This is a genomic window from Campylobacter sp. BCW_6464, assembly GCF_001762775.1.
Taxonomy (GTDB): domain Bacteria; phylum Campylobacterota; class Campylobacteria; order Campylobacterales; family Campylobacteraceae; genus Campylobacter_D; species Campylobacter_D jejuni.
Genome location: NZ_MJXM01000030.1, coordinates 19,670 through 45,990, shown reverse-complemented (window position 1 = coordinate 45,990; position 26,321 = coordinate 19,670). Strand labels below are relative to the sequence as shown.

Sequence of the window (26,321 nt, the reverse complement as noted above, 5' to 3'; positions counted from 1 at the left end):
TCTCCTAATCATTTTTAACTTTTGCTTCATCTCTTAAATTCATGGTAATGCTTATATTTTTATTTTGCGGAGGATAAGTAATAAATTTACCTTTTTGACTTTCTAAAAATTCAGCCACTTTAGCATCATATAAAGGATTCCCACTTTTTTCAACTGAAGTATAGCCAAATTTTCCATTTTCATCAATAAAAATTTTTACCTTAACAGAAATTTTTTCACTATTTGGATAATACTGAGTCCATCTTTGAGTGATAATACGCACAACTTTCCCTAAAAATTCATCATAAATTCCAATCTTTTGCGCCTTTGTGCTTTCTCCTTGTGTTGAACTTTCTTCTTGAAGTAAACTATCATTAAGTTGTTTTACAAGTTCGGAAGCTTGAGGTTTTGGGGCACTAGAAGCTCCTGATTTAGCACTTGATTGAATTTTTGTAGTCTTTTCTTCTTGTATTTCTTTGATATTTCCAAAAAGCTCATTAAAATTACTTGCCTTTTGGTCAATATCTTCTGTTTTAACTGTTTTATTTGTAGTCTGAGCAAAAAGCTTTTCTATATCAACTTGCTCTGTTGGTTTTTGTATTTCTTTAGGAGTGTTGCTTTGAGTAATAACTTGTTTTGATGGTTCAGCAAGTTCAATATCTACAAAACTATCTTTTATATCGGTATATTGTATAGCAGGTTCAACCTCGCTTACAAGTCTAAAAAAAACAAGAATTACTATACTAATATATATTACTAAAGCAAGTAAAAACGAATTTAAATTACTCAAACCATAATTTTTCATGATTATTCAGTCTGTAAAGCAACTTTATTAAATCCTAAATTTTTTACACTTCTTAAGACTAAAATAACATCGTCATATTTTAAGCTTTTATCAGCGCGTATAAAAACCGGATCTTCGGTATTAAATTGTGCTTTTCTTTGAGCAAGATTGTCAGCAAAACTTATAAAATCGTATTTTTCTTGATTTAAAAAAATTTCTTTTTTTGCATTAATACTAATAATTAAACTCTTAACAGTTGGAGAGCTAGTATTTTTTTGACTACCTTGTGGAAGATTAATTTTTTCTTCATAAGTAATGCTTGGAGCTGTTACCATTAAAATCGCAAGCAATACAAGCATAATATCTACTAAAGGCGTGATATTAAGTTCAGGTTTTTCATCATCAAATGGCATTTTTAACCTTATTTACTCGAACTTATAACTTTAATCTCGCTATCAATAATGCTTAAAAGTTCGAAAGCTTTTCTTTTAATGATAAGATGAAATGTATAAGCAGGAATTGCCACTAAAATACCACAACCTGTAGCAACTAAAGCCTCGCTGATTTTAGGAGCTATGATACTTAAAGAATTTTGAGTTCCAAGCCCACCAAAAGTTTCAAGTATAGAAATAACTGTCCCAAAAAGACCTATAAAAGGTGAAGTTGAAGCAATAATACTAAGCCAAGTAAGTCCAGCAGAAGCGCGACGACTTGCTAAATTTTTATAGATTTCTAAATGATTTGAAGTTGTATCATTGCATTTTCTTAAAATCGAATCAGTACGACTTAAATCCTTCTCACCCAAGAGCAAAGTTTCTAAACTTTCTTTTTCCTTATTTCTCCATGTAGCCAAATAAGTCAATCTAGCAAACAAAATACTAAATGCTAAAATAAAATATAAAGAAAGCCATAATAAAACTATATAAGTAATAATACTTGAACTATTGAAAAAATGAAATATAGCTTCAAAATTCATTAATGCATCCTTGCATTATCAAGTTTTGAAAAAGTTGCTGCTAAAGCTGCATTATCAGAACTCATAGATTTGATCAAATCTTTTGCTTGAGCAAGATTTTTTTCAATCTCACTTTCATCACTTCCGCAAACCCAAACCGCACCCTTTGCTAACACGCAAATCTTATCTTCATCTACCTTTGCATGCCCAGCATCAATAGCAATTAATTCATGATTTAAATCAGCTTTTTCAATATCAATTACTCCAGATTTTAAAGAAGAAACCAAAGCAGCATGTCCTTTAAGCACGCCAAATTCTCCTTCACTACCCGGTAAAGTAACAGATTTTACTTCTCCTTGATAGATTACACCCAAAGGCGTAACTATCTCGAAATTAATCAAATCGTTCATAAATTAACCTTTTAATTTATCCGCTTTTGCAATAGCTTCATCTATATTTCCAACCATATAGAAAGCATTTTCTGGTAAATGATCATATTTACCTTCTAAAATTCCCTTAAATCCTGCTATTGTATCTTCAAGGCTTATATATTTTCCTGGGCTACCTGTGAAAACTTCTGCAACGAAAAATGGTTGTGATAAGAATTTTTCAATCTTTCTTGCTCTTTCAACTACAAGTTTATCCTCTTCGCTAAGCTCATCCATACCTAAAATGGCGATGATATCTTGTAAATCTTTGTATTTTTGAAGCACTGATTGAACACCACGAGCAACTTTATAATGTTCTTCTCCAATGATATTTGGGTCAAGCATTCTTGAAGTTGAGTCAAGTGGGTCAACTGCAGGATAAATACCCTTTTCAGCAATAGCTCTATTTAAAACCGTTGTAGCATCTAAGTGAGCAAAAACAGTTGCTGGAGCTGGGTCGGTTAAGTCATCAGCTGGAACGTAAACAGCTTGAACTGAAGTGATTGAGCCTTTTTTAGTTGAAGTAATTCTTTCTTGGAATTTACCCATTTCACTTGCTAAGGTTGGTTGATAACCCACAGCTGATGGAATTCTTCCTAAAAGTGCTGACATTTCAGAACCTGATTGTGAAAATCTAAAGATATTATCAATAAACATAAGCACATCAAGACCCATTTCATCTCTAAAATACTCAGCCATTGTTAAACCTGTTAAAGCAATACGATTTCTTGCCCCTGGTGGTTCATTCATTTGCCCATAACATAGAGCAACTTTGTCTAAAACATTGCTTTCTTTCATTTCATTATAAAGATCATTTCCTTCACGAGTTCTCTCACCCACACCTGCAAATACAGAATAGCCGCTATGCTTAAATGCAACATTGTGAATAAGCTCCATAATAATAACAGTCTTACCAACACCTGCACCGCCAAAAAGACCTACTTTACCACCTTTTGCATAAGGAGCAAGTAAATCTACAACTTTAATTCCTGTTTCAAAAATCTCACTTTTTGTGCTTTGATCTTCAAAAGCTGGCGGATCTCTATGAATTGCCCATTTTTTATCAAAAGGAATTTCTTCACCTTCATCAATCAAATCTCCAGTAACATTGAAAATTCTTCCTAAAACTTTCTCACCAACAGGAACACTAATAGGAGCACCTAAAGCCTCAGCTTTTAAGCCCCTTACCAAACCATCTGTCATATCCATAGCAATAGTTCTAACTCTATTATCTCCCAAATGAGCTGCTACTTCTAAAACAAGTTTATGCTTTTTTCCTTCACTTTCAAAATTTACAACAATTGCTTCATTAATTTGAGGTAAATAGTCGTTAAAATCTACATCAACAACCGGACCTAATACCTGTGAAATAAATCCTTGCATTATTTATCTTCTCCTTAAAATTTACTATTTCATTGATTCAACACCACTGATAATTTCTATAAGCTCAGTAGTAATAGATTCTTGTCTTGCTTTGTTATAAGCTAAATTTAGTTGTTTCACTCTTGCCTTTGCGTTATTAGTTGCATTATCCATAGCTTGCATTCTTGCGCTATGCTCTGCCGCCAAAGAATCGATTAACGCATAATACATATTATACTCAAAATATGTTTTCATTAAATCTTCTAAAAGCTCAGTTCCTTCCGGTTCAAGCTCTAAAAGAGAATTATGAGTCTGTTCAATACTCTTTGGTTCAACTGGAATAAGATGATTGATTTTAAGTTCTTGGGTAATCATATTTTTATAACCATTATGAACTAAAATCACTTCATCTGTATTTCCATTTAAAAAATCATCTACAGCAGCATGAATTACTTCACATGCTTTCTCATAATCAGGACTAGAACTAAGATGGAAATATTTCTCTAACAATTCTATTTTTTGAAAATTAAAATATTCAATCCCAGTTTTACCTATAGCTCTAAGACGAATATTAATATTTTTTGCTTCATATTCTTTTAGCATTTCACTTACTGTTTTTAAAGTCTTAATATTAAAACCACCGCATAAACCTTTATCCGCAGTGATAAATATTAAATCTACGGTTTTAATTTGTTCTTTTTTATGGAACAAAGATAAACGCACATCATCTTCATTGTGAACAATTTTATTAATCTGAAATGAAATTTCACTCAAAATTTCATCGATTTTTTGTGCATAAATTTTTGATCTTTTAGCTGCTTCTTCTGCTTTTTTTAACTTAGCAGTAGAGACTAGCTTCATAGCATTTGTAGTCTTTTGAGTGTTATGAACACTTTTAATTTTTCTTTTAATTTCTTTTAAATTAGACATAAAAGACCTTATAAATGATTTGCTTTAAACTCATTAATAGCTTTAGCTAGTTTTTCTTCCAAGTCAGAATCTAAAGCTTTTTTAGAGCGAATTTGCTCAAAAATATCCGGATGTTTTGCCTCAATAAAAGGATAAATTCCATCTTCAAATTCTTTAATTCTAGAAACAGCAATATCATCTAAGAAACCTTTGGTTCCTGCAAAAATTAAAACTACTTGTTTTTCAACGCTAAGCGGAGAATAAGGTGGTTGTTTTAAGAGTTCAACCATTCTTTGTCCACGTTCAAGTTGTTTTCTACTTGCCTCATCTAAATCACTAGCAAATTGTGCAAAAGCTTGAAGCTCTCTATATTGAGCAAGGTCAAGTCTTAATGTGCCTGAAACTTGTTTTGTAGCTTTAATTTGAGCAGCCCCACCTACACGAGATACTGATAAACCAACATTAATTGCAGGACGAATTCCTGAGTTAAATAAATCAGTTTCTAAGAAAATTTGTCCATCTGTAATTGAAATAACATTAGTTGGAATATAAGCAGAAACATCTCCTGCTTGTGTTTCAATTATCGGCAATGCCGTCAAAGAACCAGCACCTAATTCATCATTTAGCTTGCTTGCTCTTTCAAGCAATCTTGAATGAAGGTAAAAAACATCGCCTGGATAAGCTTCACGACCTGGAGGACGACGTAAAATCAAAGACATTTCGCGATAAGCTACAGCATGCTTGCTCAAATCATCATAAACAATTAAAGCATGTTTTGCGTTGTCTCTAAAAAATTCACCCATGGTTACGCCAGTATATGGAGCTAAGTACTGTAAAGCCGCAGGATCTGAAGCGCCGGCATTTACAACAATGGTATATTCCATAGCACCATGTTCTTCTAGTCTTTTAACCACTTGTGCCACTGTACTTTGCTTTTGACCAATTGCAACATATATACAGATAACTCCTTGACCTCTTTGAGATATAATAGTATCAACAGCAACAGTAGTTTTACCTGTTTGTCTATCACCTATGATAAGCTCTCTTTGACCACGACCAATTGGCACAAGCGCATCAATAGCTTTAATTCCTGTATGTAAAGGCTCATGAACACTTTTTCTCGCCATAATACCTTTTGCTTTTTCTTCAACAAAACGATATTCATTAGCATTGATCACACCTTTAGCATCAATTGGCTCACCTAAAGCATTTACAACACGGCCAATCAAAGCCTCACCTACTGGAACTTTAAGTAATTTCTTAAGTCTTTTTACAGAAGCACCTTCTTTTAAACCTTCTCCTTTTCCAAGTATAACAATACCTACACTCGACTCTTCAAGGTTTAAGGCCATTCCTTTATCACCATTTTCAAACTCTACCATTTCTCCAGCCATAATATTCTTAAGTCCATATACCTTAGCAACACCATCAGCTATAGAAATAATCTTTCCTGTTTCTTCAATTTCAAGATTTAAATCAAAATTTTCAATTCTTTCTTTGATTATTGAACTGATCTCATCAGCTTTAAATTTCATTTACTTTTTCTCCTTAGATAATTTTCAATATATATTCATTTAGCTTATTTTGAAGAGCTTTCATAGAAAAAGAAAGTTCATAACCTAATTCTTCCAATTCTATTTTAATGCTATCATCTTGACTGATTTTATTATTTAATTTAATATTTGCATTAAATTTTTTGTTAAGTTTTACTTCAAGATCTTTAAGATTTTCTTGATTTAATTTTTCTTTAGAATATACAATACCAACAAAAATATTTTCTTTAAAAGCTTTTTGTCTTTCAAGTTCTTTAACTATTTGAGGAATGCATTCTAATCTTGAATTTTCAATCAAAAGTCTTAAAAAATTTTGAAAACTAGAATTTTTAATATCAAAAAAAGAATCAAGAAATTCCATTTTTCTTTCTTTTTTAATCTCATTAGATTCTATAATATTTTTAAATTTTGGCAAAACAAAAGCAGAATTTAAAATACACAAATTCTGATAAAAATCATTTATATCAGCTCTTGAAGCTATCGCTTTTGCATATCTTCTTGCAATTATATTCTCCATATTTAAGATACCTTCTTCATCATAAGTTCTATTATTTCACTCTGTTTTAATGTCATATTTGGATCAGAAAAAATTTCGTTTAAAGTATTTGATACTAATTCTTTTTCCATTTTTCTAAATTCATAATCTTTCTGTTCCTCGAAATGTTTTTGAAGTAAATCCAACTCATCTTGAGTTTCTTTCTTAATATTTTGAACTAAGATTTCAGCTTCTTTTTTTGCTGTAACTAAAGCAGCAGCAGCATTTGCTTTCGCTTCTTCAAGTTTTTTCATCGTATCTAATTTCTTAGCTTTACTTTCTAAAAGTTTTTTTTGAATTTCATCAAGCTTAGAAGAAATTTTTACAATACGGTTTTTGTAAAAATTTTTAAATGGAGTTGCAACAAAATAATACAATATAGCCACAAAAATTAGAAAATTAATAGTCCTTGGAATAATATCATATTCTCCACTACCATTTGATGCACCAAAAGCATACAAAGGTAGCAAAAATATAATAAATAATAACTTACTCATTTCTCTCCTCTTAAATTTTCTTTATGTTATTTTGCAAAGCTTGCTTAAGCTCAGGTAAATGTATGTTTAAATGTTCTTGTAACTCTTTTTTTTGAATAGCTAAATCTGCATAAAAGCTGGCCATTTTTCTTTCTAATTCTTCTTTCTTGCTTCTAAGAATTTGCTCTGCCTCTTCTTTAGCAGCAGCTATAGCACTTTGTTTGATTTTTTGAATTTCTTCTCTAGTGTTAATATGAATAACTTCTAATTCATCATTCACACATAAAACTTCTTGAGAATTTTCTTTTACTTTATTCTCATCATTTTTTATAGAATCATTTCTTTCATCCATAAATTTTAAAAGCGGCTTATACAGCATACTATTTAAAATAACTATCATAGCTAAAAAAATAGCCATAGTAGCAAGCATTATGGAAGGATGCATATCTTCAAACATAATTCTCCTTGGTTAGAATTTTTGAAGGACTATTCTACCATAAAAAAGCTAAGATTTTGGTTAAAACTTTTCAAGCATTTTGATTAATTTTTTAATTTTATCAATATTTTCTAAATGAATTACAAAATCATTATTTTTATTTTTGCAGTCAAATCCAAAGCGATTTAGTATGTGTTTTAATTTCTTTATTTCATCTTCAAATTCTTGATTAGGTAAGCTTTCATTATTTTTTATTTTTTTAACTATTTTTTCGGTATCTCTAACATTAAGTTTTTGACCTATTATACTATCAACCAACATTTTTTCATCTTTTTGATCTAAACCAACCAAAACTTTAGCATGACCCTGAGAAATTTTTCCAGAAGCAATCAACTCTTGAGTTCTAATGTCTAAATTCAGAAGTCTTAAAGTATTTGTTATTTGAGTACGAGACTTATGAATAAGTTCTGCTAAATTCTCTTGAGTAATTTTATGAACTTGCATCAAATCCTTATAAGAATTAGCAAGCTCAATAGGGTTTAAATTCTCTCTTTGTATATTTTCAATAAGAGCCAATTCTCTAAGCTTATTCTCATCAATATCAGCAATAAAAGCTAGAATTTCTTTTTTTCCTAATGCTTTCACCGCTCTTAAGCGACGTTCTCCAGCAATTAAAATAAATTTACTATTTTTTTTAAATACAATAATAGGCTGAATAAGTCCAAATTCTTTGATAGAATTAGCAAGCTCATCTAAAGCTTCTTGATCAAAATTCTTTCTTGGCTGAAATGGATTGGGTGAAATTTGATCAATTTCTATCATAGTGCTTTGATTTTTATCAAAACCCAATTCTTTACTATAAACAGTATCCATATCACTAATTAAACTGCTTAAACCCCTATCTTTATTTAACCCCATTATAATTATCCTAATATAGAATACGCCAAATTTTGATAAGCAACAGAACCTGGTGATTTAATATCATAAAGAATTATAGGCTTTCCAAAACTTGGACTTTCTGCAAGTTTTACATTGCGAGGGATCACAATAAAGTCATCTTCGTTTCCATTAATAGTAAAAAGTTGTTTTTTAAAATTTTGTTTCAAATCATCTACAACATCTTTAGAAAGATTATTTTGAGAGCTATACATTGTCGGTAAAAATCCACGAACCCTGAGTTTAGAATTAATAGTTTTTTTGATAATTTTAATTGTATTTAAAACCATAGCTACACCCTCAAGCGCATAAAATTCACACTGTATAGGGATAATTACACTATCGCTTGCTGCAAAAGCATTTATAGTAATACTTCCAAGAGCAGGTGGAGAATCAATAATAATAAAATCATACTCATCAATCACTTCTTGAATTTGATTTTTAAGCAGCATTTTTTTCTCATTATTTTCACCTTTAGCAAGCTCTTGTTCTATACCTACAAGACCTATATTTGAAGGAGCTAAATGAAGTTGTGGCAATTCTGTTTTTAAAATAATATCTGAAAGCTTTTTTCTTCCTATAAAAACATGGTAAATATTATACTCATAATTATTACGATTAAAACCAAGTCCTGTAGTCGCATTAGCTTGCGGATCAACATCAATCAAAAGTACTTTTTTCTCAGCCACAGCTAAAGAAGCGGCTAAATTTACTGCTGTTGTAGTCTTTCCTACTCCACCTTTTTGGTTTGCTATTGTAATAATTTCGCTCATCTTAAACTATACACCCTTTTATCACCTAGTAAAATTGAACCATCTTCATACAAAAAAGAATTTTCAAGTGAAAAAACTTTACCTTCATGATGGACGCTAAATTTTCTTGATTTTTCGAATTCTAACATATACTTGCTAAAAATATTCTTCCATAAAAATTTTTTTTCTACTTTTTGCAAAAACTCACTCACTAAATCTTTAAGCGAAATTTCTATATCGCATAAAGCTGTATTTTGAGGTGAAAATTTCAGATTTAAACCCATACCGCCTATGATAAAATTTGAAATTTTAGCACTTATAACCCCTCCAGCTTTTTTATCATCTAAATATAGATCGTTAGGCCATTTAAGCCAAATTTTAGAACCTTTTTCTTGTAAAACTTCTTTAAGTAAATAAGCAAAATAAATGCTCACAGAGGCCAAAGGTAAATCTTTTGGTAAATCTTCTTCTTTAATACAAAAAGAAAGATGTAAATTTCCTTTAGAGCTTTGCCAAGAATTTTCCCTGCTTCCAACTCCATTTGTTTGTTCTAAAGCATAAATAGCAAAATTTCCATCAATCTTTCCATTGCGTATTTGCTCGCATAAAAAAAGATGAGTTGAGTCTATACTTTCAACACAAACTATCTTCACTTTTAAGCCTTTTTCCATTTAAATAAGTCCTACCATCAAGAACTTTTTTTCCACTTTCTTGAAGTTTTTTAATACGCAAAACTCCTTGTTTGCAAGCAAGCAAAAAACTTTCTTTTTCTAATTCTAAAATTTCACCCATCCTAGCATTTTGTTTTAATTCATCCACAAGTTCAACTTCTAAGAATTTAAGTCCATTTTCCAAAAAAACTCCAGGCCAAGGAGTAAAAGCTAGATATTTTTGATAAAGTTCTCTTGCATTTTGCAAATTTATAAGTCCATCTTCTTTTTTGATTTTTCTACAAAGTGTTGCTAGACTTTCCTCTTGTTTTTTAGGGGTGATTTTATCGAAATTTAAAAGAGTAGAGAGGATGAGCTTAGCGGCCAAATTTGCTAAAAGTTCAAAAACTTCACTTGAATTTTTATCTTTTATATCACATTCTAAGCTTTCAAGTATAGCACCTGTGTCAAGCCCTTCTTCCATCAGCATGGTGCAAACTCCACTTTTTTCATCTTTGTTTAAAATTGCACTTTGGATCGGACTGGCACCACGGTATTTTGGAAGTAAAGAAGCGTGCAAATTCACACAAGGTGCTAAATCCAAAATGGCTTTAGGTAAAATTTTTCCATAGGCAGCAACCACGATAAAATCAGGATTTAAATCCTTAATCTCTCTTATAATATTTTCATCTTTTAAAGAACTTGGAGTAAAAATAGGAATACTAGGATAATTTTGACTTAAAAAAGCCTTAGTATCACTTGGAGTTAAAATTTGCTTTCTACCTACAGCTTTATCAGGCTGGGTAAAAAGTGCTACGAGTTTAAAATTTTCATTTTCTACTAGTGCTTTTAAAATACAAGTTGCGTAAGATGGAGTACCCATAAAAATAATTTTTTTCATTTTTTCGCTTTGTGTGAAATTAAAAGTTTTAATTATAACTTATTTGATTTTAAAAGAGAATTTAATAAATTAATCACTCAAACAAAGTTCCACCTATTTGTTTATCTTCTAATAAAAATGTCTTTGCCGCACTTAAATCAAATCCACTTGCTAAAAACATTTTTTTATTGTGTTCAAGTAAAAATTTAGCTGCTTTAAGTTTGGTTACTATACCGCCTGTTCCATGTTCACTGCCTGTTTTTATGGTTGCTTGTAGCCATTCTTCTTTAATATGAGTGATTTTTTCTAAACGCTTTGCATCACTAAATTCACTAGGATTTTTATCATAAAATCCATCAATATCGCTTAAAATCACAAGCAAATCCGCATCAAAAAAATGCGTAGCATAAGCACTTAAGCTATCATTATCACCAAAGACAATTTCTTCTATAGCTGTAGCGTCATTTTCATTGATAATAGGCAAAATTCCTAAATTTATCATCATATCGATAGCATTTTTTGCGTGTTTGGTAGCTTTTCTAGAGTCAAAATCCTTACCTGTAAGTAAAATTTGTCCACCTAGTTTATTAAATTTGGCTAAAAGCTCGTTATAAACACTGATTAAAAAAGGTTGTCCAATAGCGGCTAAAACTTGTTTATTAATGAGGTTTTTTCTATCGATATCTAGTTTGGTGTGTCCTGCTGAAATAGCCGCTGAAGTTACTAAAATCACTTCATATTTTTCCATGAGTTTAGCTAAAAATGCGACTAAATTTTTAAGACGCTCAAAACTTAAAGTGTTTTCTTCGCTAATCACATGAGAACCCACTTTAACAACTATTCTTTTCATGCTTATTCCTTGAAAAATTTTTATAATTTTAGCCAAAATTTCATATAAACTAGTTATTTTTTGAAAAAATAGGGAGTGTTTGAAATTTTTAATATAAAACACTTCCTAGATTGTTAAAATTTTTATTTGTTATTTCTTAAAGTTTTAATTTCTTCTAAAAGCATGAATTTAAGTTCTTTAAGTCCTGTTTTTTCAAGGCTTGAGACTTTGATTAAAAAGCTTTGCGGATTATTTATTTCTTTGAGATAATTTTCTAACTCATTAATGTTTAAAGCAATTTGCTCGGCAAATTCTTCTCCTAAATTAACACTATCACTTTTTGAAATCATGATGCCAAATTTACGCCCAAAAAGTTCATTGGAAAATTTTTCAAGTTCTTTTCTTAGTACTATAAATTGTTCTTTTAAAGGCATTTCTCTCATAGGATCAAGCACGAAAAGTAAAAAGCTCGTTCTTTCTATGTGCTTTAAAAAGGCAAGTCCTAAGCCTTTACCCCCACTTGCTCCTTCGATAATCCCTGGAATATCAGCCATAACAAAGGAATTATACTCATCTACATCTACGAGTCCAAGTTTTGGAGTAAGGGTGGTAAATTCATAATTTGCAATTTCAGGTTTTGCATTTGAAACAACGCTTATAAGAGTAGATTTTCCCACATTTGGAAAGCCCACAAGCCCTACATCGGCAATAAGTTTAAGTTCAAGTCTAACTAAGCGACTTTCTCCTTTTATACCAGGTTGTGCGTAATCGGGGCGTTGATTAGTGGCGTGTTTAAAATGAGTGTTGCCAAGTCCACCTTTTCCACCTTTTAAAAAAAGCTCTTTTTGTCCTTCTTTGGTAAGATCGAGTAAAATTTCATTAGTTTGTGCATCGATAACTTGCGTTCCTTCGGGCACTATAAGTTCTAAATTTTCACCCTTTTTGCCATTTTTATTGCGTCCCATTCCACCAGCACCATTTTGTGCGCGTAATTCTCTTTTGCCTTTGAAATTTACAAGAGTGTGGGTATTATTATCACATACGAAAATAATATCGCCACCATTTCCACCATCTCCTCCATCAGGGCCACCAAGTGGAACATGTTTTTCACGGCGAAAACTTACAGCACCTTTACCACCATCGCCTGAAGCTAAAGTAATTTTAACACTATCAATAAACATTTAAATTGCCTTTGACTTTAAATTTATAAAGCTAAATTTGAGTAAATAAAAGAAGTTAAATTTATAAATTTAAAGTTTTCGAGACGCTAAAAAGCGTCCTAAAAACTTATGCAGGATATACAGAAACTTTTTTTCTGTCTTTGTCTTTTCTTTCGAATTTTACAAAACCATCAATCAAAGCAAAGATAGTATGATCTTTTCCCATACCTACATTGTTACCTGCATGAGTTGCAGTTCCTCTTTGGCGGATGATGATATTTCCAGCTCTAACAAACTCGCCACCAAATTTTTTAACACCTAAACGACGACCTATAGAATCGCGGTTATTTTGAGTTGAACCTTGACCTTTCTTGTGTGCCATTCTTTACTCCTTAAGCTTTGATATCTTTTACTACAACGCGAGTAAATTGTCTTCTAAAACCGCGTTTGAGTTTAGAATCTTTTCTGCGTCTTTTTTTGTAAATCACAACTTTTTTATCTTTTCCGTGATTGATCACTTCCAAAACAACTTTTGCACCTGCTACGAAAGGCGCACCTACCTTTAATTCTTTATCATTGATAGCAAGAACTTCGCTTACTTCAATACTTGCTTTGCTTTCAGCTTCAAAGTGATCTAGTTTTAGCTCATCGCCAACACTTACTTTGTATTGCTTTCCGCTGTGTTTGATAATAGCATACATTGCTTTTCCTTATAAATTGGTAGTACCATAAAGCACCGCAATAACGGATTTAAAAGCTTTAGTGGTTTAATAAAATTTTGATTTTACAAAATTTTTCTTTAATTTTTGATGAATTTAAGAAAGGATTTAGAGTTTGAGAAAAATCAAACTCTAAAAATTTAAAAGCCTAGATTTACTCCGCCACCTTCTTGGGTTTCATAATTTGCATCACGACCTATAGTATAACCATTTCCACTATTGCTACCAATTAAAGGTCTACAAATATCGCCTACTTTTACACTACCTTCTGTGATTTTTGCATAAGAAAGTTTAGGGCTTGTGCGAGTGATTTCAATACTTCCTGTTTTGCTTTCTACTCTTCCTGTATTTTCTTTTGTATAAGCATCTTTTATAACCTTCCCAAGAGCAAAACATTCATAAATATCACCTTGATTTAAGCTTTGAGAAAATACTACTTCATTGTTTTCAACGCTTGCAACTTTCAAAGGATAAATTGCATTTAAAATATCTCCTGCAATACGATTTGCAATTTGTTTGAGTGCAGCTTCATTGGCGCTAAGGCTATCGTCTTTAATGTTAACTTTCATACTTAAAGTATTAGAAAATTTAATTTGTCTTGTAGCAAATAAAAACACACGATAATCTACGATAACTTCAATTTCAGTTTTGCTTTTTCCTGTTAAATTGCTTGTTTTTTGCTTACCTTCAAGTCCTGAAATAGAAAACAATAAAATATAATCTGTTGCTAACACATTTTTAAGTTTATAAACTTCATCACTAGCTGCGTCGCCACTTTTGATTAAAGCTTTTTCCATTTCATAATAGCCACTAGAATCACGGTCTAAAACATTAAATTTACGACTTTGCAATAAATCAGAAATGATTTTTTGTTGCAAAGCTGAGCCTATGCCTCTTTTTGCAGCATCTGGAGTAGAATCAAAAACAGTAATACTTCTTCTATTATCTGCACTTAAACCTGGAACTTGATACTTTTTTGTTGTTGTGGTTTTAAAAATCGTTACATTGGCTGTATATTTACCATTTGCATCTTGTTCAACACTATTGATTTCATAAGTATCGGCTCTACCTTTGGTGGCTTTTGAAATTTGCTCGCTGTAATTATCTTGTATGTTTGAACCTGAATTATCAGTTGAAACGCTAGTGTTAGATTTCTTAAGAGAATTGATGCTTACTCCGCTCATTTTTCCTATAGCTTCTATAATGGCATTGTTTATCGCATCTTCCCTAGTCAAACCTGTGCCTTCGCCTGTGCTTGATTTTGTTGAAGTTGTGGTTATAACTTTAGCATTAAGACTTAGGCTTAAAAATAAGCCTAAAAAAAGAATTTTAGTTATTTTCATCTTTTACCTTTAAAAATCATCCATGCTATTTACAACATTAGAACTTCTTTGTATGCTAGAAGATTTTTTAGCTTCATTTTTTGTTGCATTTGACTTTGAATTTAAAGCCTCATTTGTGTTGGCTAAATTTTCATAAGAATAAAATCTCACAGCTCCTACATGTTCAATACCATTTTCACTTGTATAGCTCCATTTTTTAAGAGTACGAATACCACGAATTTTACCGCTTGCGCTTGCTTTTATTTTACTATTTACTTTGTCAATAATATTTGTTATGTTTTGAGTTTGTTCTTGAGTGGAACTATCATTAACATTAATACTTTGTTTGATAATTTCCTCGTAAGTATCACCAGTTGTTCTTTCATCTTTAAGACTTAAATTTGTATTAATAAACTCTATAATAGCAGCATCAGCCATAGTAAGTGCTGTTTCTTTGGCTCTATCTTCTAAAATATTTGTTTTTTTAGCATTGCTAGAATCTGCTACATAACCCCAGTTTCCATAACTTAAAATAATAGGTGCACCATTTTCATCATAAACTAAGCGAATTCCATATTCATTTAAAAAGCCTTTTGTATCTTTTGGCAGATACTCACTTATTGCCTTGCCTTTACCCTTAATAGCACTCTGTCTTGCTAGTGCCATATCTTTTGCTAATTGGCGAGTTTTATTGGAAATAACAGCAATAACACCTACATCATACTCACCTCTTCTTTGTGTAACTATAGTTTGCACAGGAACAAGTCCACTCATAGAACCTATGGCATTTGTCATAGTTTTATTAAGAAATTCTTGCTTTAATAAAGTCTTTTTTCTGTCTTCGCTTAAAGAATTTGTATCTATACCTAAATCTTTTAATGCCTTATCAAGCTGAGCACCAGCTAATTGTGTAAGTTTATTTAAAATTTGATCAACCTTATCACCTTTTGGCAATTCATCAAATTCTTTAGCATTAGTAGAATTATCTGCTTCATAATTTTGAATCCTGCTTGTAGCAATTCTTCCAAAAACATCTCTTATAAATTCGCTTTGTAAATTTAACATTGCTTTTTGGTAAGCATTTTGTAAAGCTTGTGCAAATTGTGGATCAGTATCATTTACAGCAACAGTACTTTTTCCCGTATAAAAAGTTTTTCCATCTTTGGTTATACCATATTCTATACCGAAATTATCGGCAAATTCTTCAAAAAAATCTTCAATTGATTTTGGGGTAATATCCTTAGTACTTGCATCAGACATTTCATTTTGAGTATTTATATCTTGTTGTGTAATTTCTACAGGCTGGGAACCTTGTGCATAAAGTAAACTTGCCATAACTAAAGAGCCAATAAATAATATTTTTTTCATTTCATATCCTTTTAAAAATCATAAAAAAAAGCTCAAGCTAAACACTTGAGCTAAAAATTTTATTCATAAATTAATTTTTATTTTACCAAGTAACTGATTTACTAGAACCAGTTTTATCAATAGTTTGCTCATCTTCCCAATAAACTAAACCTGATGTTAAATCAGTAAGTCTTAGTAAGAAAAAGTATTCTACTTGAGTTTTACCATTGCTAAGTTTTACATTATCTTGTCTAATTTTACCCGCAAGAGAAAAATCAGGCGATACCAATGTCCCTTTTTTTGCTATGGTTTTTTGATTAAACTCATCATTATCTCTTAATTCTCTTACATCTTCACTCATGCTATCAAGCGCTCCGCCTGCAGCAACTGCCGAAGTTAGAACAAATTTACCTGATTTTCTTAATGCAGAAGTGATTTTTGCGGTGAGTTTTTCAGTATCGATTCTTTGCGGGGTATCATTCACAACCCTACCAATAGCAATAACCTTTCTTGTACCTGGTTTAATATTTGCAAAAGCAGGATCGCTTAACATACTATTTATCATAGTTTCAGCTGCACTTTCAAAATCTTGTCTATCAAGACCCAAGGTTAAAGCATCGCCTTTTTTTACCTGACTTGCCTTTCCATCTGTATAAGCTGTTTGCGCACAACCACTAAAAAGCAAAGCTCCAATAAGAGCTGTTCCTAAAATTTTTGTTTTTTTCATGATTTATCCTTCCTAAAATGAGATTAATTTTTTGCTTTAATTTCTAATCTAAAATCCTTCGCTCTTGTATCAGATGCAAGTTTACGAAGAATTACCTCTTGTCCTGCTGGAATTCTAAGGGCTTGATAATCCTCATTTAAAACATCTCTTAGCACAAAACCATCTTTATCTAACCAATCTACTTTATAAATTACATCTTTAGCAAAAGTACTGCGTAAAATCACTTCAAATTCTAAATAACCATTGCTATTTATACGCTTTTGAAATTGTTTTACTAAACTTTTTGGTAAATTTGAACCTAAAATTACAGTATTTTGATTTGAATTTATTTGATAACTTGGTGCACAAGCACTAAGTAAAAACATTAAAATAAATAAAATAATTTTTTTCATCTTTTAGCCTTATTTTTCCATGATAGCAACACTTGCAGGTAAATACGGAGCAAAAGAACGCACTACAACAAGAGCATTTTTATTTTTATCCAATGATTTTTGAAACAAAATATTGCCTTGTGGATCTTTGATTTCTAAATTTCCGTCGTTTTCTATTGTTGCTATGGCAATACTTTTTGGTAAACCTCTCCAAGAACGCACATCAGCTTTGTTGGTTGCAGCAGTTGCTACTGCTGTTGCAAGACTTAGCCATCCACCTGTAGAGTCATTATTTGCAACAGCTACATTTAAAGTGGTTTTAATTATAGTTTGAGCTAAGGCTTTAGCAATCATTGCAGGCATATTTATTTTAAATTCAGTAGCGACAATATTGTCTAAATCTACAAAATCATTTGTATTTTGACCATTTATATTTAAATTTGCAAAAGAAGCTTCCCTTTTTTTCAAGGTTTGTAAAGCAATATTTGTGCTAATAATTTTTTTATCCACTATAAAAGGTAAGGTTAAAGCAAATTCATCCTTAACTACACCAAATCCATTTTCATAAACTACAAAAACATATTTTTTAGCTTTTTTGACTTTTATTTTTGTGGCATATTCTTTAAAAATTTTAGCCTCTTTTTTGATAGTTTTATTTTTTGGATAAATAATAGCTACTTCTCTAAATAAATCTGCAGCTTTTCTATAATCTTTATCCATAAAGAAAAATATTGAAGCAAGATAAGTCGCATAAGGATTTATGAAATTTTTTGTTGTATCAAACTCTTTAAATAAGTTATCGTATTGTGCTTCTATAACTTTTGAGTTTTCATTCATATTTTTATCATAATTTTTATCTTCTTTTGCCTTATCTAAATCAGCACGATTTTTCTCAATTTCTTTAGCAAAATATTCTTTTGCCTTATCTTGACGCATTAAAGCACGATTAAACTCAACTCTTGCATTTTCATAATCATCTTCTTCCATATAGTTTAGAGCTTTATATATATTAACCATAATTCTTTCATATAAAGAACCATCATAATCAACTATAGTATCATTAAGCAAGGTTGTACCAACAAATTTAGCTGCTTTAGAGCCTACATTTTCTAAATCCACATCATATTTATAAGATTCTTCCACAGCATCAAAAAATACATTACTTTTGTTAAAATCACCACAATTTCTAGCAATCAAACCTGCATTTAATCCTGTATAAACGACATCATCATTTTTTTTAATTTTTTCTAAATTTTGATTGAAAAAATCATCACCACAATATTTTTGTGTTAAAGCATTTTCAAATGTTGTATTTTGTTTAACCTGATTAACACAAGCTGTTAAAAAAAGGCAAACAATACCTGAAAAAATCAACCCAACTTTTATCTTCATTAAATTCCTTTCTTAAAGAAAATTAAAAATGAATATTATAGCGTAGTATATACTTAAAAACTAATGAAAAAATTTTCACCCTAGGAGAAAAACCTAGGGTTTGATTTAAATAAGCATAGGAGCTAATACAAAGCCTAATGCTACAGCAATTGCAATAGCTAAAACTCCTGGTATAAAGAAAGAGTGATTAAATATAAATTTACCAATTCTAGTCGTTCCTGTATCATCCATTTGCACAGCGCCAAGTAAGGTTGGATAAGTTGGAAGCACAAAAAGTGCTGAAACTGCTGCAAAACAAGCTACAAGCATATAAGAATCATGCGGATTTGTTGCTGAAATTCCTAAAGCGGTGATAATTACAGGTACAATGGCCTTTGCGGTTGCTGCTTGAGAATATAAAAGCATACTTGCAAAGAAAAATGCAACTGCTAACATAGCAGGGGTTTGTTTAACCCAGTCACCTGCTACTTCTTTAATAGAAGCTTCGTGTCCTGCAACAAAAGTATTTCCAAGCCATGCTACACCAAAAACACAAACACAAGCAGTCATACCACTTTTAAATACACTGGTATCAAGAATTTTACCTGGTTCAACTTTACAAAGCCAAGTGATCAAAGTTGCTGCAGTAAGTAAAAAGCTCATAATAGCTGCATCTCTTGGAACCACAACAGGATCAATCCATTTAATATTACTTGAAATTGCAGTTGCATAAAGTACAACTGCCAAAACAGTGATCAAGAAAATTCCTACTGAAAGTTTAGCACCTGGTTTATCTTCACCATGTAAAATAGCTCCTGCATCTTTAACAAGTCCTGCTTTTAAGCGTTCTTGATAAACGCTATCTCTGCTTAAATCCATAGGAGTGATTAAACTCACTATAAAAGCTGTAAGCATACAAGCTATAAAAGTTGTACCGATCCAAATTCCAATTAAAGTTGGATAATTCCATCCAAGTGGCTCTAAAACGCCGCTCATATAAACCACAGCTGCACTTACAGGAGAAGCAGTGATTCCAATTTGCGAAGAAACAACCATTAATGAAAGTGGAACACTAGGTTTTATGTTTTGAGATTTTGCAACATCAACTACAACAGGCATTAAAGAAAATACTGCATTTCCTGTTCCTGCTAAGATTGTAAGCAACCATCCACAAGCTGGAGCTAAATAATTTATAAATTTAGGGCTTGATCTTAAAATTTTTTCTGTCACCCTTACCATATAATCAAGTCCACCTGCTTGTTGCATAGCAGAAATTGCTGCAATAGCTGCAGCAATAATTAAAATAACATCCCAAGGAATATTACCAGGTTTCATACCTAAAACAAGTCCTAGTATAACTACACCCAATCCTCCAGCATAACCTATAGCAATACCGCCTAGGCGAATACCGATAAAAATTGCCCCAAGAAGGACGATTACTTGCAAAATTATCATTATATCCATATTAAATCCTAAAATGCTATTTTTTAGCTTCCATGTGAGGATTTAGCATATTTGATGGTGTTAAAATTTCATCAATTTGTTCTTTACTTAAAAGCCCTCTTTCAAGCGCAATATCAGCCACTCTTTTTCCAGTGTTCATTGCCTCTTTAGCTATAGAAGCTGAATTTTCATAACCAATATAAGGATTTAAAGCTGTTACTATACCTACTGAATTATAGACAAAGTCTGAACAAATTTTTTCATTTGCAGTAATACCATCTATACATTTATCAGCTAAAGTATACATTGCTTTTTCTAGCATTACAATAGAATTAAATAAGCTATATGCTGCAACTGGTTCAAAAACATTAAGTTGTAATTGTCCACCCTCACAAGCAAAAGTTACAGTTACATCTGCTCCAATAACAAAATAACAAACTTGATTAACTACTTCAGGAATAACAGGATTTACCTTACCTGGCATGATAGAACTACCTGGTTGCATTTTTGGAAGATTAATCTCATTAAGACCACATTTTGGACCACTACTTAAAAGTCTTAAGTCATTACATACTTTAGAAAGTTTTGTTGCAACACGTTTTAAAACACCTGAAATTTGTACATAAGCTCCCGTATCTTGAGTCGCCTCGATCAAATCCTCAGCCACAGTATATTCAAAACCTGTCACTTCTCTTATTTTTCTTTCTACAACCTTCGGATAATCAGGGTGAGAATTAATTCCCGTTCCAATAGCAGTTCCGCCCAAATTGATCTCTAAAATCAATTTTCTAGCTTCTAATACTCTTTGTATATCTTCACCTATCATTACGGCAAAAGTTTTAAATTCACGACCTAAAGTCATAGGTACAGCATCTTGCAGTTGGGTTCTACCCATTTTAAGAACATCTTTAAATTCTTCAGCTTTTCTCTCATAAGCTTTTTTTAGATGTTCCATAGCTTTTGCCAAATCACTTAAATAATCATGCAAAGCAAGGTGTAAAGCTGTAGGATAAGCATCGTTAGTACTTTGGCTTAAATTAACATGATCATTTGGATGAAGATATTGGTATTCACCTTTTTTATGACCCATAAGTTCAAGTCCTATGTTTGCTATAACTTCATTAGCATTCATATTTGTACTTGTTCCAGCACCTCCTTGGATCATATCTACTACAAATTGATCATAATACCCGCCTTCTAAAATTTTATCACACGCTTTAATAATCGCATCTTGGATATTTTTATCCAAAAGACCTAATTCATGATTTGCCATAGCTGCAGCTTTTTTTACTCTAGCCAAAGCTCTAACAAAGCGAGGAAAATCTTTTAATCTATCATGAGAAATATCAAAATTTTCAACAGCTCTAAAAGTTTGCACTCCATAATAAACCTCATCAGAGATTTCCAATTCCCCAATAAAATCATGTTCTTTTCTTGTTCCCATTTTGAACCTTTCATAAAAGTATTTTAATTTAAAATCAAAAATTTTTGATTTAAATCATAAAATAATGATATTGCATTTTTAGTTAATAATTGGTTAATAATTAAAATACTTTCAAAATATAATAAATTAAGTATTTTTATATCCTATTATGTCTTTATATTTAATTTTTATTAATATAAAAAATTTTATTTACTTCAAAAAAAATTAATATATTTTTGCAAGCTTTTTTTGCTAGAATAAAATTTTTAATAATTTAAATAATTAGGGATAACATGGAAGAAATTACAATAAACATAGATAAGATTAAAATAAATGATGACTGGAAAGAATTTTTAAGAGACGAATTTCAAAAAAAATATTTTCTAGAAATCAAAAAACAATACCTAAATGCGATTGATCAAAATATAATTATTTATCCGCCTGCAAATTTAATCTTTAATGCTTTTAATTTATGTCCCTTAAAAGAAATTAAAATTATTATCCTAGGACAAGATCCCTATCATCAACCAAACCAAGCAATGGGGCTTAGTTTTTCGGTTCCAAAAAATGTAAAAATCCCACCAAGTCTTAATAATATTTTTAAAGAATTGCAAAATGATTTAAACATCGCTCCAGCAAAAAGCGGAGATTTAAGCTCTTGGGCAAAACAAGGAGTTTTGCTCTTAAATTCTATTCTTAGCGTTGAAGCAAATAAAGCAGCTAGTCATAGTTCGTGGGGTTGGCAAGAATTTAGTGATGCTATAATACATAAATTAAGCAATGAAAAATCAGGGCTTGTTTTTATGCTTTGGGGAAATTACGCAAAAAGCAAGGAGATCTTGATTGATAATACTAAGCATTTGATTTTAAAAGCAGCTCACCCAAGCCCTTTAGCTAGAACAGGATTTTTAGGTTGTAAGCATTTTTCAAAGGCTAATAAATTTTTAAAAAAAGTTGGTAAAATTCCTGTAGATTGGAAAATAGTTTAAAAAATTATTTTAAATTTTAATAAAAATATTAAAATATATTTATTTATTTAAAAATAAATCGTATTTCTATGAAATATATTATAATAAAACAACTCAAAAATTAATTTTTAAGGAGAAAAATGAAAACCATTGGTATTATAGGCGGAATGAGTTTTGAAAGTACTATTACTTATTATAAAACAATAAATCAAGCTATAAATGATAAATTAAAATCTTTAAATTCTGCAAAAATTTTACTTTACAGTGTTAATTTTGAAGAAATAGAAAATTTACAAAGCCAAGATAAATGGCAAGAAGCTGCGCAAATTTTAACTCAGTGTGCTAAAAAATTAGAACTTGTAGGGGCTAGTTTTATAATAATTGCAACTAATACTATGCATAAGGTTTTTGATGAAATTCAACAAAACATAAATATCCCTATTTTGCATATTGCAAAAAGCTCTGCTAAGGCTTTAAAACAAGAAAACATACAAAAAATTGGTTTATTGGGTACTAAATACACAATGACTCAGGATTTTTATAAAAAAATGCTTATTGAAGAAAATATTAGCGTTATTATTCCTAGCGATGAAGATATAAAAATCGTTAATGATATTATTTTTAATGAGCTTTGCAAGGGTAAAATCAAGCAAGAATCTAAAGAAAAATATTTAAATATTATAAAAAAACTACAAGAAAAAGGTGCAAAGGGAGTGCTTTTAGCTTGCACTGAAATTGGTTTATTAATATCCAAAAATGATACAAATATCAAAATTTTTGACACAAGCCTTATTCACGCCCTTGATGCCGCTAATGAAGCTTTAAAAGATTTATGATTAAAAGATGCCCAAAAATGGGCAAATTGCAATATTTTGAAAAGATTTATACTTATATCGGTTTAAATCTTATCTTGCTTTATAGTTTGCTATCTTTTTCTAATTGATTGATATTTAGCATTATAAATTTATAGCTTAGATAAATTACTAAAGGCCAAGTCAATAAAAACAAAGCATGTAACATTTTTTCTCCTTAATATGCGTGATCATCGTTTGCGATTTCTTCGCGTGTGATTTTTACCTTATCCATTGCATTCCAAACATAGATAATATAAGCTAAAACAAAAGGTACAAGCAAAGACACATAAGCCATGACGCTTAGAGTATAATAGCTTGAACTTGCATTTTTTAAAGTTAAAGAACTTTGTAAATCACTTAAAGATGGGTAAAAAGCACTTTGACCTAAACCAATACTTGATAATAAAGCAAAAACTATTAAAACCGTTCCAAGTCCTAGAGTAAAAATAGCCTTAGAGCAACCTTTTACTCCTTGAACCATACCTAAAAGCACTAAAATCACACCAATAACAAGCAAAACAGCAAAAATCATTTGATTTAAGAAATTATATAAATATAAATTCGCACTCATGCTTACAGTTCCATTTGCATCTACACTAAAACCATCTTTTAAGAAAATCCACGCTAAAAAACCTAAGAAAAAAGGTAAAAATAGAATGCTATTGATCATAAGTTTTTTCATAGCTCTTATTTTGATATTCTCATCATTGATATTGTTCATAAAATACGCTGCGCCTAAAAGCCTTGCTAAAAATACCAAAGCTAAGCCTAAGAGATAATTAAAAGGATTGAGTAAAAGCTCTAAGCCGTGCAAAGGATTTTGCCAAGAAACAAAATTATGCTCATTTAAGATAAATTCGGAACCGCTAAAAAAGCTACTTACTGCAACTCCGATTAAAAACACACCTAAATAGCCATTAATTTTAAGAAAAATTTCATAGGTTTTAGAGCCATAAACATTATTTTCTTTTTTACGATACTCATAAGCCACAGCTTGTAAAATAAAACAAAATAAAATACAAAGCCAAGCCCAATAAGCTCCGCCAAAACTTGTACTATAAAAAAGTGGAAAAGCTGCAAAAGCAGCTCCGCCAAAAAGTACGAGAGTTGTAAAACCAAGCTCCCATTTACGCCCTAAAGAATTGACTAGCATGGTTTTTTCAAGCTCATCCTTGCTAAGCTCATCGATTAAAGTTTGTCCACCTTGGACAAAAAACATAAAAACTAAAAGTCCGCCGAGCAAACTTAAAATCAACCACCAATAAATTTGCAAACCTTCGAGTTCTAAACCAAAAAACATCATTTTTCTCCTTTGCCCATAAGTGGAGTATGCTCTGCATGTGCGTCAAAACCTTTTTTAATCTGAGTAAGTATGATTTTAACTTCTGCAATCAATAAGGCTGTAAAAAGTACTGCAAAAATCCAAAATGAAATTTGAACATTGACTTTTCCAAGTTGCGTTGCTGCGATATGTACAGGAAGTAAGTCTTGAATTGCCCAAGGTTGTCTGCCTACTTCAGCAACAATCCAGCCTGCTTCAGCGGCGATATAACCCAATGGAATGGATAATAAACATACCCAAAGTACTTTTCTAAATTTCTCAATATCATTTGCCATAGTAAGATAAAGAGTAACGATGAAAAGTAAAAAGAAAAAACTTCCTAAAGCAACCATGATATGAAAGCTATAAAAAGTTAAAGCCACAGGCGGAATAGTATCACTTGGTTTTTCTAGATATCCATAGCCAAAATCTTTAAAATGAGTTTCTAAAATAGATTTGTGATTTGCCATAGCTATTGTATCATTGTTTTCTTTAGCAAGTTTATAGTCTTTTAGAGCTTGTATAGCGATTTTTCCTCTATCGATACGATTTTGCATAGGTTCTATACCTTTGCTTTCATTTCCATAGATTAAATCTTCAATTCCTGGAACAAAAGAATTTGGATCACGGTTTCCTAATATAGAAAGAGCGTAAGGTATAGTAATGTCAAATAAAAACACACTTTCGTTATTATCTATGGTTTTTTTAGGGTTTAAAATTCCAAAAGGCACAAGCCCTGCACGATGTTCACCTTGATAAACCCCTTCCATAGCTGCAAGTTTCATAGGTTGAGTTTGAGTTACACGATAAGCACTTTCATCTCCGCTGAAAAACAAAAAGATTGAACAAACCAAACCAAAACTAGCTCCTACAACTAAGCTTTTTTTAGCCTCGATAATATGGCGTCCCTTTAACATAAACCAAGCTGAAATTCCTATTACAAATAAAGCTGAAATCACATAACCACTGCCTATGGTATGTAAAAATTTTGAAATAGCCACAGGAGAAAGTGCTACTTCAAAAAAGCTTTGCATTTCATTTCTTGCTGTATCAGGGTTAAAGCTCATTCCTACAGGATATTGCATCCAACCATTTGCCACTAAAATCCAAAAAGCAGAAAGATTGCTTCCTATAGCCACACACCAAGTTGAAAGTAAATGAAAACCCTTACTTACTTTATCCCAGCCAAAAAACATAACTGCAAAAAAAGTAGCCTCTAAGAAAAATGCCATAATACCTTCAACCGCCAAAGGTGCGCCAAAAATATCGCCCACAAACCAGCTATAATTTGCCCAGTTTGTTCCAAATTCAAATTCCATTATAATACCTGTAGCTACACCGATAGCAAAATTTATAGCAAATAATGAAAGCCAAAATTTGGTGATTTTTTTCCATCTTTCATTTTTAGTTTTTACATAGATAGTCTCCATGATAGCAATGATAAAAGATAAGCCTAAGGTTAAAGGCACAAACAAAAAATGATAAAGTGCAGTTAAAGCAAACTGCGCTCTTGACCAATCAACGCTACTAAGTTCGTTCATTTATTTTCCTTCGAGTGTAAGATTTTTGAGTACAAAAGTGCTTTTTTCTTTGTCGCTTTTAAAAATAGAATTAAAATTTACATCAAAAACAAAAAGTTTTAAAATCACAAACATAACAAAAAGTTTAATAAAGATAATTTTCCAAAGGGTCTTTCCAAGAGTTAAATTTTTAAAACCTTCTTTGTAAAAATTAAAAATTTGAGAAATACTAAAATATAAGTGTTTAAGATGCATGTAAATTCTACCTTTAAAAACAACAAAATAAAACATTTTAAGAAGCGGAAAATTAT

At 31.0% G+C, this 26,321-nt stretch carries 30 protein-coding genes; 2 read left to right on the top strand and 28 right to left on the bottom strand.

Annotated elements, in window-relative coordinates; all coding sequences use genetic code 11:
• Window positions 1-4: 4 nt before the first annotated feature.
• The 25 genes from AJ885_RS01990 to aspA form a co-directional block, all read right to left on the bottom strand.
• On the bottom strand, window positions 5-784 hold the full coding sequence (locus tag AJ885_RS01990; RefSeq protein WP_070280650.1) for a TonB C-terminal domain-containing protein: 780 nt from the start codon (window positions 782-784) through the stop codon (window positions 5-7).
• A 2-nt stretch (window positions 785-786) separates the two neighbouring features.
• Window positions 787-1,176 (bottom strand): ExbD/TolR family protein, encoded by a 390-nt coding sequence (locus tag AJ885_RS01985; protein WP_002860941.1) that lies wholly within the window; start codon window positions 1,174-1,176, stop codon window positions 787-789.
• 8 nt (window positions 1,177-1,184) lie between these two features.
• On the bottom strand, window positions 1,185-1,739 hold the full coding sequence (locus AJ885_RS01980) for a MotA/TolQ/ExbB proton channel family protein (protein ID WP_002854361.1): 555 nt from the start codon (window positions 1,737-1,739) through the stop codon (window positions 1,185-1,187).
• A complete protein-coding gene (gene atpC, locus AJ885_RS01975) occupies window positions 1,739-2,128 on the bottom strand; it encodes an ATP synthase F1 subunit epsilon (protein ID WP_002851752.1) in 390 nt (129 codons plus the stop codon). Before atpC ends, AJ885_RS01980 begins: the two co-directional genes overlap by 1 nt.
• Before the next feature lie 3 nt (window positions 2,129-2,131).
• Window positions 2,132-3,529 carry a F0F1 ATP synthase subunit beta gene (gene atpD / locus AJ885_RS01970; protein WP_002860940.1) on the bottom strand — a complete coding sequence of 466 codons (1,398 nt, stop codon included), beginning with the start codon at window positions 3,527-3,529 and terminating at the stop codon, window positions 2,132-2,134.
• 24 nt (window positions 3,530-3,553) lie between these two features.
• Window positions 3,554-4,438: an ATP synthase F1 subunit gamma gene (gene atpG, locus AJ885_RS01965; RefSeq protein ID WP_002860587.1), complete on the bottom strand. Its 885-nt coding sequence runs from the start codon at window positions 4,436-4,438 to the stop codon at window positions 3,554-3,556.
• Between the two features lie 8 nt (window positions 4,439-4,446).
• Window positions 4,447-5,952 (bottom strand): F0F1 ATP synthase subunit alpha, encoded by a 1,506-nt coding sequence (gene atpA, locus AJ885_RS01960; protein WP_002881387.1) that lies wholly within the window; start codon window positions 5,950-5,952, stop codon window positions 4,447-4,449.
• Between the two features lie 13 nt (window positions 5,953-5,965).
• The gene (locus tag AJ885_RS01955) at window positions 5,966-6,487 is read right to left on the bottom strand and encodes a F0F1 ATP synthase subunit delta (protein WP_002871100.1); all 522 of its coding nucleotides are present in this window, start codon (window positions 6,485-6,487) and stop codon (window positions 5,966-5,968) included.
• Window positions 6,488-6,489: 2 nt separating this feature from the next.
• Window positions 6,490-7,002, bottom strand: a complete 513-nt coding sequence (locus AJ885_RS01950) for a F0F1 ATP synthase subunit B (protein WP_002881385.1) — start codon at window positions 7,000-7,002, stop codon at window positions 6,490-6,492.
• A 10-nt stretch (window positions 7,003-7,012) separates the two neighbouring features.
• A complete protein-coding gene (locus AJ885_RS01945; protein WP_002873443.1) occupies window positions 7,013-7,438 on the bottom strand; it encodes a FoF1 ATP synthase subunit B' in 426 nt (141 codons plus the stop codon).
• A 60-nt stretch (window positions 7,439-7,498) separates the two neighbouring features.
• Entirely contained in the window at window positions 7,499-8,335 is an 837-nt protein-coding gene (locus AJ885_RS01940) for a ParB/RepB/Spo0J family partition protein (protein ID WP_044779401.1), read from the bottom strand.
• A 5-nt stretch (window positions 8,336-8,340) separates the two neighbouring features.
• Window positions 8,341-9,126, bottom strand: coding sequence for a ParA family protein (locus AJ885_RS01935; RefSeq protein WP_002851697.1), 786 nt, complete (start codon window positions 9,124-9,126; stop codon window positions 8,341-8,343).
• Window positions 9,123-9,776, bottom strand: a complete 654-nt coding sequence (locus tag AJ885_RS01930; protein WP_002860934.1) for a biotin--[acetyl-CoA-carboxylase] ligase — start codon at window positions 9,774-9,776, stop codon at window positions 9,123-9,125. The genes AJ885_RS01935 and AJ885_RS01930 overlap by 4 nt, the downstream gene beginning before the upstream one ends.
• Window positions 9,739-10,656, bottom strand: coding sequence for a methionyl-tRNA formyltransferase (gene fmt / locus AJ885_RS01925; RefSeq protein ID WP_002881381.1), 918 nt, complete (start codon window positions 10,654-10,656; stop codon window positions 9,739-9,741). Before fmt ends, AJ885_RS01930 begins: the two co-directional genes overlap by 38 nt.
• A gap of 73 nt (window positions 10,657-10,729) precedes the next feature.
• Window positions 10,730-11,485 carry a glutamate 5-kinase gene (gene proB / locus AJ885_RS01920; RefSeq protein ID WP_002871097.1) on the bottom strand — a complete coding sequence of 252 codons (756 nt, stop codon included), beginning with the start codon at window positions 11,483-11,485 and terminating at the stop codon, window positions 10,730-10,732.
• 122 nt (window positions 11,486-11,607) lie between these two features.
• Window positions 11,608-12,645 (bottom strand): GTPase ObgE, encoded by a 1,038-nt coding sequence (gene obgE / locus AJ885_RS01915; RefSeq protein WP_002860931.1) that lies wholly within the window; start codon window positions 12,643-12,645, stop codon window positions 11,608-11,610.
• Window positions 12,646-12,751: 106 nt separating this feature from the next.
• Entirely contained in the window at window positions 12,752-13,006 is a 255-nt protein-coding gene (gene rpmA / locus AJ885_RS01910) for a 50S ribosomal protein L27 (protein ID WP_002800974.1), read from the bottom strand.
• Between the two features lie 10 nt (window positions 13,007-13,016).
• Entirely contained in the window at window positions 13,017-13,325 is a 309-nt protein-coding gene (gene rplU / locus AJ885_RS01905; protein WP_002778820.1) for a 50S ribosomal protein L21, read from the bottom strand.
• A 158-nt stretch (window positions 13,326-13,483) separates the two neighbouring features.
• Complete coding sequence (locus AJ885_RS01900) at window positions 13,484-14,686, bottom strand: CsgG/HfaB family protein (RefSeq protein ID WP_002881377.1); 1,203 nt, start codon at window positions 14,684-14,686, stop codon at window positions 13,484-13,486.
• 9 nt (window positions 14,687-14,695) lie between these two features.
• The gene (locus tag AJ885_RS01895; RefSeq protein WP_002881375.1) at window positions 14,696-16,033 is read right to left on the bottom strand and encodes a DUF6844 domain-containing protein; all 1,338 of its coding nucleotides are present in this window, start codon (window positions 16,031-16,033) and stop codon (window positions 14,696-14,698) included.
• Window positions 16,034-16,115: 82 nt separating this feature from the next.
• Window positions 16,116-16,739: a penicillin-binding protein activator LpoB gene (gene lpoB, locus AJ885_RS01890; RefSeq protein ID WP_002851945.1), complete on the bottom strand. Its 624-nt coding sequence runs from the start codon at window positions 16,737-16,739 to the stop codon at window positions 16,116-16,118.
• A gap of 23 nt (window positions 16,740-16,762) precedes the next feature.
• A complete protein-coding gene (locus tag AJ885_RS01885; RefSeq protein ID WP_002881373.1) occupies window positions 16,763-17,131 on the bottom strand; it encodes a YcfL family protein in 369 nt (122 codons plus the stop codon).
• 9 nt (window positions 17,132-17,140) lie between these two features.
• Window positions 17,141-18,502, bottom strand: a complete 1,362-nt coding sequence (locus tag AJ885_RS01880; protein WP_002881371.1) for a COG3014 family protein — start codon at window positions 18,500-18,502, stop codon at window positions 17,141-17,143.
• Between the two features lie 105 nt (window positions 18,503-18,607).
• On the bottom strand, window positions 18,608-19,945 hold the full coding sequence (locus AJ885_RS01875; RefSeq protein WP_070280648.1) for an anaerobic C4-dicarboxylate transporter: 1,338 nt from the start codon (window positions 19,943-19,945) through the stop codon (window positions 18,608-18,610).
• A gap of 16 nt (window positions 19,946-19,961) precedes the next feature.
• Window positions 19,962-21,368: an aspartate ammonia-lyase gene (gene aspA, locus AJ885_RS01870; protein WP_002854440.1), complete on the bottom strand. Its 1,407-nt coding sequence runs from the start codon at window positions 21,366-21,368 to the stop codon at window positions 19,962-19,964.
• 272 nt (window positions 21,369-21,640) lie between these two features.
• Between aspA and ung the strand changes: the two genes are divergently transcribed.
• Window positions 21,641-22,336, top strand: a complete 696-nt coding sequence (ung, locus tag AJ885_RS01865; protein WP_070280646.1) for a uracil-DNA glycosylase — start codon at window positions 21,641-21,643, stop codon at window positions 22,334-22,336.
• 119 nt (window positions 22,337-22,455) lie between these two features.
• Window positions 22,456-23,151 carry an aspartate/glutamate racemase family protein gene (locus AJ885_RS01860; RefSeq protein WP_070210397.1) on the top strand — a complete coding sequence of 232 codons (696 nt, stop codon included), beginning with the start codon at window positions 22,456-22,458 and terminating at the stop codon, window positions 23,149-23,151.
• A gap of 193 nt (window positions 23,152-23,344) precedes the next feature.
• Here AJ885_RS01860 and cydB read toward each other — a convergent pair whose 3' ends face one another.
• Genes cydB through AJ885_RS01840 form a run of 3 tightly spaced genes read right to left on the bottom strand, consistent with a single transcriptional unit; the run spans window position 23,345 to window position 26,265 of the window.
• Window positions 23,345-24,469 (bottom strand): cytochrome d ubiquinol oxidase subunit II, encoded by a 1,125-nt coding sequence (gene cydB, locus AJ885_RS01850; protein ID WP_002881266.1) that lies wholly within the window; start codon window positions 24,467-24,469, stop codon window positions 23,345-23,347.
• Entirely contained in the window at window positions 24,469-26,031 is a 1,563-nt protein-coding gene (locus AJ885_RS01845; RefSeq protein WP_002881265.1) for a cytochrome ubiquinol oxidase subunit I, read from the bottom strand. Before AJ885_RS01845 ends, cydB begins: the two co-directional genes overlap by 1 nt.
• Window positions 26,032-26,265, bottom strand: a complete 234-nt coding sequence (locus AJ885_RS01840; protein ID WP_002860921.1) for a DUF4492 domain-containing protein — start codon at window positions 26,263-26,265, stop codon at window positions 26,032-26,034. It lies immediately after the preceding gene.
• Between the last annotated feature and the right edge of the window lie 56 nt (window positions 26,266-26,321).